Origin of the sequence: Streptococcus suis, from assembly GCF_016775005.1 — a bacterium.
Lineage (GTDB): Bacteria > Bacillota > Bacilli > Lactobacillales > Streptococcaceae > Streptococcus > Streptococcus suivaginalis.
Genome location: NZ_JAEUXI010000003.1, coordinates 140,260 through 153,249 on the forward strand (window position 1 = coordinate 140,260; position 12,990 = coordinate 153,249).

Below are 12,990 nucleotides of genomic sequence, written 5' to 3' on the forward strand. Positions count from 1 at the left end.
TTTTTTTTGTGACCTGTTGCGCATATACTAGAAACATAGAAATACAATCAGCCTTATAGGAGGAATGAAAAATGGCTAAAGTTCAAGATATTACAAGAGAATCATGGATTCTTTCAACCTTCCCAGAATGGGGAACTTGGCTCAATGAAGAAATTGAAGAAGAAGTAGTGCCCGAAGGCAACTTTGCTATGTGGTGGCTTGGAAACTGTGGTGTCTGGATTAAAACACCAGGTGGTGCGAACGTGGTCATGGATCTTTGGTCATCGCGCGGCAAGTCAACTAAAAAAGTGAAAGATATGGTTTGGGGACACCAAATGGCTAACATGGCAGGTGTTCGCAAATTGCAACCAAACTTGCGTGTGCAGCCAATGGTTATCGACCCATTTGCCATCAATGAATTGGACTACTACCTAGTATCGCACGTCCACAGTGACCACATGGACATCAGCACAGCCGCTGCCATCATCAACAATCCAAAGTTGGACCACGTCAAATTTGTCGGTCCAGTTGAAAGTGGCGACATCTGGGAAAAATGGGGTGTGCCTGCTGACCGTATTATCCGCATCGCACCAGGTGACAGCTTTGAATTCAAAGACATCAAGGTCCACGCTGTAGAATCCTTCGACCGTACTTGCTTGGTGACACTTCCCATCGAAGGTTATGACGAAAATGGTGGTAAATTAGCAGGACTTCCTGTGACAGATGAACTCATGGCTCGAAAGGCAGTTAACTATGTCTTTGAAACACCTGGCGGAACCATCTACCACGGTGCAGACTCCCACTTCTCAAACTACTTTGCAAAACACGGCCGCGACTTCAACATCGACGTTGCTATCAACAACTATGGTGACAACCCAATCGGTATCCAAGACAAGATGACATCAATCGACCTTCTCCGTATGGCAGAAAACTTGCGTGCTAAGGTAATCATCCCTGTTCACTATGACATCTGGTCTAACTTCATGGCATCAACGGATGAAATCTTGCAACTCTGGAAAATGCGTAAGGAACGCTTGCAATATGATTTCCATCCATTCATCTGGGAAGTTGGTGGCAAGTACACTTATCCGATGGACAAGGACCGTATTGAATATCACCACCCACGTGGCTTTGATGATTGCTTCTTGGAAGATTCAAATATTCAATTCAAGGCCTTGCTATAAGATGACAAGAGGGGCGGGACGCAAGTCCTGCCTTTTGAAACTGACAAGCGAAAACGCTTTATGGTATAATGTACCTATGACTTTTATAAAAGGAGAATAAGATGTCACAACTTTCAGTAAACGCAATTCGTTTCCTTGGTATTGACGCCATTGAAAAATCAAAATCTGGTCACCCAGGTATTGTTATGGGGGCAGCACCAATGGCTTACAGCCTCTTTACCAAGGAGCTCCGCATTAATCCAGCACAACCAAACTGGATCAACCGCGACCGCTTTATTTTGTCTGCTGGTCACGGCTCAATGCTCCTTTATGGATTGCTTCACCTTTCAGGTTTTGAAGAAGTAAGCATGGACGAGATTAAGAACTTCCGTCAGTGGGGTTCAAAAACACCAGGTCACCCAGAGTACGGTCATACAGCAGGTGTAGATGCGACTACAGGCCCTCTTGGACAAGGGATCTCAACTGCGACAGGTTTTGCCCAAGCAGAGCGTTTCCTTGCAGCTAAGTACAACCGTGATGGTTTCCCAATCTTTGACCACTATACTTACGTAATCTGTGGTGATGGCGACTTGATGGAAGGTGTGTCTGGAGAAGCTGCGTCTTATGCAGGCTTGCAAAAACTAGACAAACTGATTGTATTGTACGATTCAAATGACATCAACTTGGATGGTGAAACCAAGGATGCCTTTACAGAAAACGTTCGTGCCCGTTACGATGCCTACGGTTGGCACACAGATTTGGTAACAGATGGTACCGATGTAGATGCCATCTTTGCGGCTATTGAAAAAGCTAAAGCAGCTGGCAAACCGTCCTTGATCGAGGTTAAGACTGTGATTGGTCACGGTTCACCAAACAAGGCAGGAAGCAATGCAGCCCACGGTGCGCCACTTGGTCCAGAAGAAACAGAAGCAACTCGCAAAGCACTTGACTGGAACTATGCACCATTTGAAATCCCAGCAGAAGTGTATGCGGACTTCAAAGCTAATGTAGCAGACCGCGGTGCCGCAGCCTACGATGCTTGGGTGAAATTGGTAGAAGACTACAAGCAAGCTCATCCAGAATTGGCTGCAGAAGTAACAGCTATCTTGGAAGGTCGCGAATTGGCGGAGTTGACAGAAGCTGATTTCCCAGTGTATGAAAATGGTTTCTCACAAGCAACTCGTAACTCCTCACAAGATGCCCTCAACGCAGCGGCTAAGGTCTTGCCAACCTTCCTCGGTGGTTCAGCAGACTTGGCACACTCTAACATGACCTATATCAAGGAAGATGGTCTGCAAGATTCAGTAAATCCACTCAACCGCAACATCCAGTTTGGTGTTCGTGAATTTGCCATGGGAACTATCTTGAATGGTATGGCAGCCCACGGCGGACTTCGTGTTTACGGTGGTACCTTCTTCGTCTTCTCAGACTATGTCAAAGCAGCGGTTCGTTTGTCAGCCCTTCAAGGTCTTCCTGTTACTTACGTCTTCACTCACGACTCTATCGCGGTTGGCGAAGATGGTCCAACTCACGAGCCAATCGAGCACTTGGCAGGACTTCGTGCTATGCCAAACCTCAATGTCTTCCGTCCAGCAGATGCGCGTGAAACACAGGCAGCTTGGTACTTGTCATTGACCAGCAAGTCTACACCGTCAGCTCTTGTCCTGACTCGTCAAAACTTGACAGTTGAAGAAGGAACTGACTTTAACAAGGTTGCCAAAGGTGCCTATGTGGTTTACGAAGCAGAAGACTTTGATACTATCCTTCTAGCATCTGGTTCAGAGGTTAACTTGGCTGTTAAAGCTGCTAAAGAACTAGAAGCTGCTGGTACAAAAGTGCGTGTGGTTTCTGTACCATCAACTGAGCTATTTGATGCCCAAGATGCAGCTTATAAGGAAGAAATCCTTCCGAATGCTATCCGTCGTCGTTTGGCGATTGAAATGGGTGCGACTCAAGGTTGGTATAAGTATGTCGGTCTTGACGGTAAAGTTCTCGGTATCGACACATTTGGTGCATCAGCTCCAGCTCAAACAGTTATTGACAACTACGGCTTCACAGTAGAAAACGTAGTGAAATTGGTTGGCGAATTGTAATAAACAATATAGAAACAGCCCCTTGGGGCTGTTTTTTGCTATAATAGACCTATGAATTACACACAAGAAGAAAAAGAATACTTTATGAGTCAGGCCTTAGCAGAGGCTGAAAAATCACTGGACAAGGAAGAAATTCCTATCGGCTGTGTCATTGTTAAGGAGGGACAGATTATTGGTCGTGGGCACAATGCGCGCGAGGAACTCAATCAGGCTATCATGCATGCCGAAGTCATGGCCATTCAAGAAGCCAATCAAACCGTGGGAAATTGGCGTTTGCTGGATACGACCCTTTTTGTCACAATAGAACCCTGTGTCATGTGTAGTGGTGCCATTGGGCTGGCCCGTATTCCCCAGGTGGTCTATGGGGCTGCCAACCAAAAATTTGGAGCGGCGGGCAGTCTCTATGATATTTTGACAGACCAGCGGCTCAATCACCGTGTGGAGGTTGAAACGGGGATCTTGGAAGAGGCTTGTGCCCAGATCATGCAAGATTTTTTTAGACAGCGCCGAGAAAGGCAGAAGACTGAAAAACGAGCTTTGAAAGCCCAAGAGTGATTAGACAAATCATCTATCTCACTCAGTCCCCACTTGCACTCTAGTAAATTTGTGTTATAATAATAAACGGAGCAACATTCGTGCGTGAAGCGGGTCAGGGGAGGAATCCAGCAGCCCTAAGCGAAGTCGGGTGTGTGCTCTTTTTGCGTACAGTCTAAAAACCCTTTGAAATCAAGCTTTCAGAGGGTTTTCATTGTCTTGTTTTTAGAAATAGGGGCAAAATAGGGGCAGTTCTGGCCGATCTATCCGTCTGAGGATGTATTTTTGGGGAAAAGTATTGCTTTTCTGAAAAGATAGTGTAAAATACCAATTCTTAAGAAATGTTTTGGAAACCTATGGTAGCATGATGGGTACAAAGGAGGAAAGCCTATGTTTTTATTTGCTTTTCCAGGTATGGGGAAGACGACCCTTGCAAAGAAATGGAGCAAGGTGGTCGATCTTGAAATGTCCGATATAAAATATGACAATAGTAGCGTCAGCCATCTAACAAAAGAAGAACGCAAATCCACCAAACGACCAATTAAGGATAAACAATACCGGCAGACTTATGTAGAAAAGGCCTTTGAGTGGGAGCAGGCTGGGAAAATCGTCTTGGTTGCCCTCAATTTTTTGCCTCGCATGTTGTGGGCCATGTGGCTGGCTGGGAAAAAGAATGTCCACATTTTCATTCCACACCCTTCCTTGAAGGAGGAGTACCGCCAACGGTATATCAAACGTGGCAATAATGCACGCTTTATCTTTGAGGTTATGCTGATATGGTATGTCACCTTATTGCCCCTCTATCTTTTATCCAAGTGCTTGCCACAGCTGATTACGGTGACAGAAGCGGGGGAGACCTTGGAGGATTACCAAGAGCAAATTCAGACCGGAAAAATGATTGCAAAAATTCTGTTCACGCAAACCATTTCATGAAAATGAATGAAAATTCACAAATCCCTTGAAAAAAATATGATAAAGCGTTATCATATTATGGTACACAAATGGAGGAAAAAGATGACACATATTACATTTGACTATTCAAAAGTCTTGGGCCAATTCGTTGGAGCTCAAGAAGTAGACTACATGCAACCACAAGTTACCCTTGCAGACCAAATGCTCCGTCAAGGAACAGGTCCTGGTAGCGACTTTATCGGCTGGTTGGATTTGCCAGAAAACTACGACAAAGAAGAGTTTGCTCGTATCAAGGAAGCAGCAGCTAAAATCCAAAATGAAAGTGAAGTTTTGGTAGTTATCGGTATCGGTGGTTCTTACCTTGGTGCTAAAGCAGCTATTGATTTCTTGAGCAATGCCTTTGTAAACTTGCAAACACGTGAAGAGCGTAAAGCTCCACAAATCCTTTACGCTGGAAACTCGATCTCATCAAGCTACCTTGCTGACTTGGTAGACTATGTGGCAGATAAGGATTTCTCAGTTAACGTAATTTCTAAATCAGGTACAACAACTGAGCCTGCCATTGCTTTCCGCGTCTTCAAAGAATTGCTTGTGAAGAAATACGGTCAAGAAGAAGCTAACAAGCGTATCTATGCTACAACTGACAAGGCAAAAGGTGCTGTTAAGGTTGAAGCGGACGCAAATGGTTGGGAAACCTTTGTTGTTCCAGATGATGTCGGTGGCCGTTTCTCAGTCTTGACTGCAGTTGGTCTTTTGCCAATCGCGGCAGCTGGTGCAGACATTGATGCCCTTATGGAAGGTGCAAATGCAGCTCGTACGACTTACACTTCAGATAAAATTGCTGAAAACCAAGCATACCAATATGCAGCTGTTCGCAACATCCTTTACAGAAAAGGTTATGTAACAGAAATTTTGGCTAACTACGAGCCATCACTGCAATACTTCAGTGAGTGGTGGAAACAATTGGCAGGTGAGTCAGAAGGTAAGGACCAAAAAGGTATCAACCCAACATCTGCTAACTTCTCAACAGACTTGCATTCTCTTGGACAATTTATCCAAGAAGGAAACCGCAACATCTTTGAGACAGTGGTACGTGTTGACAAACCAAGAAAAAATATTTTGATTCCTGAAATGGCAGAAGACCTTGACGGTCTTGGCTACTTGCAAGGTAAGGACGTTGACTTTGTAAACAAAAAAGCAACGGACGGCGTACTTCTTGCACACACAGATGGTGGCGTACCAAACATGTTTGTGACCCTTCCACAACAAGATGAGTTCACACTTGGTTACACCTTCTACTTCTTCGAGTTGGCGATTGCTATCTCTGGTTACCTCAATGCGATCAACCCATTTGACCAACCAGGTGTAGAAGCTTACAAGAAAAATATGTTCGCTCTTCTTGGCAAGCCAGGATTTGAAGAACTCGGTGCAGAATTGAACGCACGTTTGTAGGATAATTTCAATTATTGAACTAGATAGGAGCAGCTCCCAAAGGGGGCTGTTTTCTTTTTCTGATTTTTTTCAGTAAGATTCTGCAGTCAATAAAAATTTGCTATACTAGAAGACAAGAGACTTCTAGACAGTATTTTTTATCCATGGAAAAAAACCTGTCCTTAACTTTAAATCGTTTTCATTTTATACTGAGAATGTAATAAAAAAGGAGGACAGATGATGACAGATTGGTTAGGAATCAAAGATAAGGTCTATGTTGTCACAGGAGGAAGTTCAGGTATTGGTCTAGCAATTGTAGAGGGCTTGCTTGAACAAGGGGCCTTGGTTGCGAATTTGGATATTCGAAATTCAGACCTGTCTCATGAAAACTTGTTGTTTGTAGAAACAAATGTGGCTAATCATCAAGCTGTAAAAGAGGCTGTATCCAAGGTAGTAGAACACTTTGGAACCATCGATGGTCTAGTGAATAACGCGGGGATAAATATTCCGAGCTTGTTGATGGATATTAAGACGGAAGCAGGCCCATATGAACTAGATGAAGACAAATTCGATCGAATGGTTGGAATCAATTTCAAAGGACTATTTTTTGTCAGTCAAGAAGTAGCACGGGTATTGGCAACTAAACAAGCTGGTGTTATTGTCAATATGGCATCAGAAGCAGGATTAGAGGGTAGTGAGGGACAGAGTATCTATGCAGCAACTAAAGGTGCCGTATACTCGCTGACTCGGTCATGGGCTAAGGAATTGGCCAAACATGGAATTCGTGTAGTGGGGATTGCCCCAGGGATTATGGAGGCGACAGGTCTTCGCACGATAGCTTATGAAGAAGCGTTAGCTTATACGCGCGGAAAAACAGTTGAAGAACTACGGGCAGGCTATGGAAATACAAGTACGATCCCGCTTGGAAGAAGTGGGCGACTGAGCGAGGTGGCAGACTTGGTTTGCTACTATCTTTCAGATAGATCAAGTTACATTACTGGTGTAACGACAAACGTGTCCGGAGGAAAAACCAGAGGTTAGGAAGAAGAAATGAGTTTAGAGCTAAACAAGAAAGCCTTATTGTACTATTTATCATCTCATGCTGGTGTCAGCTACGAGAACTTGGAAGAGAGATTGAACCTTTCCAAGCATTCTGTAAAGCTGTTGATTGAGGGGCTTTTGTATAGCTATGACCATATCTTTTCCATTCAGGAACAAGGTGGAAAATTAAGTCTGCATATCTTTGATGATACCGCTTTTAAGACCTTGGTAACTGAGGATTTGTTGTTGTCAACGGACTTGAACTCTTTCCACAAAAGGCAGGCCATTTTTTTCAAAATGCTTCTGGAGACAGATGACTATCTTTCAGCTGATAGTATAGCAGAAGCTCTGGGCATTAGTCGGCGTAGCCTCAGTCGAGATATCAATCGGATGAAAGAGGTGCTTCAAACCTACTGCTTGCAGTTAGAATCTAAATCAGGTGTCGGCATTAAGATTGTAGGAGAGGAGTTGCATAAGCGACTTCTTTACCTGTATGAAATCATGGACTATCTAGAACATGAGAATGGGTTGCCACAGGAGCTTCTAGATACTTATATGGATTTTATGGAAAGCCAACACTTTCCGATTGATGTAGAGCGAACCTTTCTAGCTACACTTAACATTACTGTGTTGAGGAGAGAACATGCTTTAAAAGACAATGTCTTGACTTGGTTTACTAGCCAGGATAAGTTGGACTTGCCATCGATTTTTTACGAGATATTAGCCTATTTTCTAGGCAGAGATGTGACAGCTGCTGAAAGAGCCTTTTTGACTTTTCCAATGCAGATTGGGTTGCTAGCATCGGAGATCGGTCGGCCTGATATTTTGACCATGGCAGAGGATGTTTTATCGCTCACAGTTCAAGAATTTGGGATTAGTCTTGATATCGGAGAGAGTGCTCTCATCTTGCAACGTCACCTGGTTTACATGCTCAATCGTAGCGTTATGAAGTGGCAATTCACAGAAATTAGTTTGAGAGAACAGCTGATTCAGAGTTCGTTCTCTAAGGTGGTTTCACAGTTTTTTGTAGATCGTATAGTGGAACGGACTGGTTTGAACATTTCTGACAAGGAAGTTGTTCTGTTGGCAGCTTGGATGGAATTGTTACTGGCTCGAAAGAGTAAGCCATTGATTGCTAAAGTAGCGGTGATTACACAATCAGGTCAGTCATTCAGCTATCTTGTTGACCACCAAATTCGTCAAATTTTTAACAGTGATATTCAGTTGGACTTTCTAGATTTTGTGAACCATCCGCCTTATGAAGAGTTGAATCGTACCTATGATTTGATTTTTACAGACAATCTTTTGTACAGTCAAGAATTATTTCAGCCCTTTTTATCATTGTCTTTGGTTACCAAGGAAAATCAAGCAGAGCGAGAGGCCTTGGAACGGACGGTATTAGGACGAAAAATACAAATGTATTGCCAAGTTGAAACCGTTCGATTTGATGAAACCAAAAGCTATGAAGCGAATCTAAGGATTCTACTAGATCAGCTAGTGGAGAAGGGGCTGATCCCACAGGAGGTCGTTGAAAAGTTAAAACAAAAAGAACAGGCTCATCCAGCTATTTCAGATAATGGCTATGCTTTTCCGCATTTGACGGATGTTAGTTTGGAACAAATCTGCATCGTTGTGTTGGAACAAGACCAGCTGCAGTTAGAAAGTCGTATAGGCACTCCTATTCGTGATTTTATCTTACTATTTGTTCCTTCTGAACTGGATGACTTCAATCAAGATCTACTGTTTAATATATTTGATAATACTTTCCGAATGAAAGAAACCTTGCGTATCAAACAACGTTTGGGACTAGAAAACTGTGGTAAAAAAATAGCTGATTAGCTAATAAGAATAGGAGGAAAAATGGATTCAGTTTATATTTTTGGAGCTGTTGTGATTGCTGCCTACGTTTTGCAAATCTACTTAGGTCTCAAACAGTTGAAGCATTTTAATGTCGCCTATTCTGAGTTGCGTCAGAAAGGTCGAGTAGCGATTGGGCGCCGATCAGGGAAGATTAAAGCTGGGACAATTGTAATGTTTGCCGTCGATAGAAACGGCAAGGTAGTTGATGCCAAGCGGATGCAGGGGGTGACAGTCGCAGCGCGCTTTAAGTCAATGCCATCCTATGTCGGTCAAGATATCCATTACCTAGATACTTACAACCCACTGGTTAGAAAGGAGAATAAGCTGTTACAAATTGCAATCGAAGATGCGAGGGAGCTATTCCTTAGAATTGAAGCAGGAAACTATGAGGATGTTCCGAAACTTGCACCAGTGTTAAGTGTGGGCAACCAATTGAAACTCTTGTCCACAAGGTTAAAATTACAATTTAAAAAATAGAGAAGGAGTTTACTATGGACTATATTGTGCAATTTGCCGAAGGATTTATGAATCTTTTTAAGCTGGGTGGAGAGACCTTTATCAGCTGGATGACAGGGATTGTACCTGTTGTTCTCATGCTCTTGGTGGCAATGAATACCTTGATTGCCCTTTTAGGAGAGGAGAAGGTGAACAAGTTAGCTCAAGCCTCTGCTAAAAATCCAGTTAGTCGCTATATGATTTTGCCATTTGTCTCTGCATTTATCTTAGGAAACCCCATGTCTATCAGTATGGGGCGCTTCTTACCTGAGTATTACAAGCCAGGATTTGTTGCAGCACAGATGCAATTCTGCCACACTTCAAATGGTGTTTTTCCCCACATTAACCCGGGTGAACTATTTGTGTGGATGGGGATTGCTTCTGGGATTCAAACCTTGGGACTCAATACAATGGATTTAGCCATTCGCTACCTGTTGGTTGGTTTAGTGATGAACTTCGTAGGTGGTTGGGTGACAGACTTTATGACGGCTTATGTATCAAAACAACAAGGCATTACGCTTAGCAAGACACTTTGATAGAAAGAGGAAACAGTTATGGCATATAAAAGCATTAAAGTGGTAAAAGGTAGTGGTGGATACGGTGGTCCGTTGGTCATTACTCCAACGGCAGAGAAACACAAGTTTATTTATATTACTGGTGGTGGAGAGAAACCAGCTATTGTAGATAAAATCGCTGAGTTGACAGGTATGGAAGCTGTAAATGGATTTAAAACATCGATTCCAGATGAAGAAATCGCACTTGCTATTGTTGATTGCGGTGGAACGCTTCGTTGTGGTATCTATCCTAAGAAAGGAATTCCGACGATCAATGTGATTCCAACAGGCAAAAGTGGTCCGCTAGCCCAATACATCAATGAAGATATTTATGTTTCAAATGTTGGAGTGGATCAGATTCGTTTAGCGGATGATTCGGATGAGGTGACTGTAACAAGTGTTGCAGAGGAGAAAAAACCAACTTACGACACTAGCAAAAAAATTACAGAACAGCGAGCTGAATCAAGCTTTATTGCGCGGATTGGTATGGGAGCTGGTAAGGTCGTTGCAACCTTTAACCAGGCTGCACGAGATGCCATCCAAACGATGTTGCATACCATTTTACCTTTCATGGCCTTTGTTTCGCTGTTGATTGGGATTATTCAAGGTTCTGGCGTAGGGAACTGGTTGGCCAAGTTAATGGTTCCGCTAGCAGGAAATATTTGGGGTTTGATTTTGATTGGTTTCATTTGCTCGCTTCCATTCTTATCTCCGCTCCTGGGGCCAGGTGCTGTTATTAGTCAAATTATTGGAACCTTGATTGGTGTTGAGATCGGAAAAGGCAATATCCCACCGCAAATGGCTTTGCCAGCACTCTTCGCCATTAATACCCAGAATGGCTGTGATTTCATTCCAGTTGCACTTGGTTTGTCAGAAGCGGAGTCTGAAACCGTTGAAGTTGGGGTGCCAGCAGTGCTTTACTCACGTTTCCTAAACGGGGTTCCACGTGTCATTGTGGCGTGGTTAGCAAGTTTTGGATTGTATAGTTAGATAGAAATAATAAATTAGGATAGGATAGAAGGATGACAAAAATTTTTGAAGCAACTATTGTAAGTGTTGGGGAACAGGCTCCAAGTATGATTACGGAAGCAAATATGCTGATTCTATTTGGCATGGAGGCTCCTGCAGATTTGGCAGACTACTGCTACAAGATAAGTAATAAGGATTTGTCAGGTTCTATCCGAGTTGGAGGTCAACTGGTTATTGATGGAAGAGCTTATCCAATCACAGCAGTTGGATCTGTAGTGGAACAAAATCTTTCTGCCTTGGGTCATATCACGATTGCTTTAGATGGGTCCTCAGAAGGCTCTCTGCCAGGGACGCTTCATGTAGCAGTGGATAAGATGCCAGAATTACAGGAAAATAGTATCGTTCAGTTATTTGCATAACTATGGCCACCATTTCTCTTGTTTACCAGTCAACAAATCATTGATTGTAGCTAGTAAACAAGGGATTTTTGTCTATCCAATTTCTTATGGTACAATAGTGCAGTAGAAATAGGAGATCGGATGAAAATAGAATTTTTTGTAGTAGGTGATATTCACGGTAAATTTGAATTGCTGCTCGATATTTTAAAAAAATGGGATGAAGAGAGACAACAGCTTATTTTTCTTGGTGATGTGATTGACCGTGGTGAAAATTCAAAGGGCTGTCTAGAGCTGGTCTGGCAGCTGGTGCGTGAAAAGGGAGCGATTTGTTTAACAGGTAATCATGAACGGATGTTGTTGGCCTGGTTGCGGAATCCTTTGGAACGCTATGACCACTATCGGAGAAATGGTGGCGATACAACCATCAATTCTCTACTGGGCCGTCCCTTGGATGCCCCTGTGGATGGTCTGGTGGATGCAAATGCGGTGATGGAGCAATATGCGGATATGATTGACTTTCTCAAGTCTTGCCCCTATCATCTGGAGACCGAGCGCTATATTTTTGTCCATGCGGGCATTGATCTGACCTTGACAGACTGGCGAGAGACTAGTGAGCATGACAAGGTTTGGTTGCGAACTGCCTTTCATGAAGCGGAAAATACCACAGGTAAAACCATTGTCTTTGGACATACCCCTGTTTACAATCTTTATCAGACCAAACTCCGTATCAGTCAGATTTGGACCAGTCCAGATGGAAAAATGGGAATCGACGGTGGAGCTGTTTACGGAGGGGTTCTACACGGCATTCATCTAGATACTGACGGGCTTGTGGCAGACTATAGTGTTGCTTGTGTGAAGGGGCAGAAATTTATCTAAAAATTAGATGAATAGCTTTGACTTTTGATCCTTTTTATACTAATATATAAGTAAATAGGAGGAATAAATTATGAAAAAGAAACTCTTTTCGCTCTGTGCTACTGGCTTGGTGCTGCTTGGATTGACTGCTTGCTCTACGACAAGCAAAGAGTCAACAAGTGCATCTTCATCAGAAGCATCTAGCTCATCTACCGTTGCATCCTCGACAACTGAATCTTCCAAAACAGTGCTCAAAGAGTCAACGGTGACCTACCTTACTGATGAGGAAATTCAAAACATTGCGACCATTGGTGATTTTAAAGCTGCCTTTAAATCCTTGATGGATTCTTATATTGCGGATTTCGAAGAGTTGATTGCCCAACTCCCAGAAGAGCAACAAGGCACCTTATTGGAGACGAGAGATCAATTGGTTGTATCACTAGAAGAGCAGTATGCCCTTTTGGACCAACAGTTTGCAGTGATCGGTGGAGACGAAACAGAGATTCCAGCTGATGTCAAAGATATGCTGTTGACAACGGTGACGACTGTCCGTGACCAATTAAAATCCGCAATGGATTCTGCTCGTTCACAAGTGGAAGAATTACTTCAATAATTGATGGTTACATAAAAAAGAGAGTTTTTTCATAGACTCTCTTTCTTTATACCAAATTTTCTGAAAATTTGGTATAATGGTAAAAATACTTTT

Annotated in this window: 13 protein-coding genes and 1 other RNA gene; all 14 read left to right on the top strand. The window is 43.0% G+C overall.

Annotation, left to right across the window (positions count from 1 at the left end; translation table 11 throughout):
• Positions 1–71 precede the first annotated feature (71 nt).
• Entirely contained in the window at positions 72–1,163 is a 1,092-nt protein-coding gene (gene ulaG, locus JNG37_RS04290) for an L-ascorbate 6-phosphate lactonase (protein ID WP_002938500.1), read from the top strand.
• Positions 1,164–1,264: 101 nt separating this feature from the next.
• The gene (tkt, locus tag JNG37_RS04295) at positions 1,265–3,235 is read left to right on the top strand and encodes a transketolase (RefSeq protein WP_158456330.1); all 1,971 of its coding nucleotides are present in this window, start codon (positions 1,265–1,267) and stop codon (positions 3,233–3,235) included.
• A gap of 51 nt (positions 3,236–3,286) precedes the next feature.
• Positions 3,287–3,790 (top strand): tRNA adenosine(34) deaminase TadA, encoded by a 504-nt coding sequence (gene tadA, locus JNG37_RS04300; RefSeq protein ID WP_158456332.1) that lies wholly within the window; start codon positions 3,287–3,289, stop codon positions 3,788–3,790.
• A gap of 61 nt (positions 3,791–3,851) precedes the next feature.
• Positions 3,852–3,941: signal recognition particle sRNA small type (gene ffs / locus JNG37_RS04305), an RNA gene on the top strand.
• Positions 3,942–4,159: 218 nt separating this feature from the next.
• Entirely contained in the window at positions 4,160–4,702 is a 543-nt protein-coding gene (locus JNG37_RS04310) for an ATP-binding protein (protein WP_158456334.1), read from the top strand.
• An 81-nt stretch (positions 4,703–4,783) separates the two neighbouring features.
• A complete protein-coding gene (locus tag JNG37_RS04315; protein WP_158456336.1) occupies positions 4,784–6,133 on the top strand; it encodes a glucose-6-phosphate isomerase in 1,350 nt (449 codons plus the stop codon).
• Positions 6,134–6,352: 219 nt separating this feature from the next.
• Positions 6,353–7,153, top strand: coding sequence for an SDR family oxidoreductase (locus tag JNG37_RS04320; protein WP_158456546.1), 801 nt, complete (start codon positions 6,353–6,355; stop codon positions 7,151–7,153).
• Between the two features lie 9 nt (positions 7,154–7,162).
• Complete coding sequence (locus tag JNG37_RS04325; protein ID WP_158456338.1) at positions 7,163–8,992, top strand: HTH domain-containing protein; 1,830 nt, start codon at positions 7,163–7,165, stop codon at positions 8,990–8,992.
• A 21-nt stretch (positions 8,993–9,013) separates the two neighbouring features.
• Positions 9,014–9,490, top strand: coding sequence for a transcriptional regulator GutM (locus tag JNG37_RS04330; protein ID WP_158456340.1), 477 nt, complete (start codon positions 9,014–9,016; stop codon positions 9,488–9,490).
• A 14-nt stretch (positions 9,491–9,504) separates the two neighbouring features.
• On the top strand, positions 9,505–10,044 hold the full coding sequence (gene srlA, locus JNG37_RS04335) for a PTS glucitol/sorbitol transporter subunit IIC (RefSeq protein WP_158456342.1): 540 nt from the start codon (positions 9,505–9,507) through the stop codon (positions 10,042–10,044).
• Positions 10,045–10,062: 18 nt separating this feature from the next.
• Complete coding sequence (gene srlE, locus JNG37_RS04340; protein ID WP_158456344.1) at positions 10,063–11,052, top strand: PTS glucitol/sorbitol transporter subunit IIB; 990 nt, start codon at positions 10,063–10,065, stop codon at positions 11,050–11,052.
• A gap of 32 nt (positions 11,053–11,084) precedes the next feature.
• A complete protein-coding gene (locus tag JNG37_RS04345) occupies positions 11,085–11,450 on the top strand; it encodes a PTS glucitol/sorbitol transporter subunit IIA (protein ID WP_158456346.1) in 366 nt (121 codons plus the stop codon).
• A gap of 120 nt (positions 11,451–11,570) precedes the next feature.
• A complete protein-coding gene (locus JNG37_RS04350; RefSeq protein ID WP_158456348.1) occupies positions 11,571–12,305 on the top strand; it encodes a metallophosphoesterase family protein in 735 nt (244 codons plus the stop codon).
• Positions 12,306–12,375: 70 nt separating this feature from the next.
• On the top strand, positions 12,376–12,897 hold the full coding sequence (locus tag JNG37_RS04355) for a hypothetical protein (RefSeq protein ID WP_158456350.1): 522 nt from the start codon (positions 12,376–12,378) through the stop codon (positions 12,895–12,897).
• Positions 12,898–12,990: the final 93 nt, after the last annotated feature.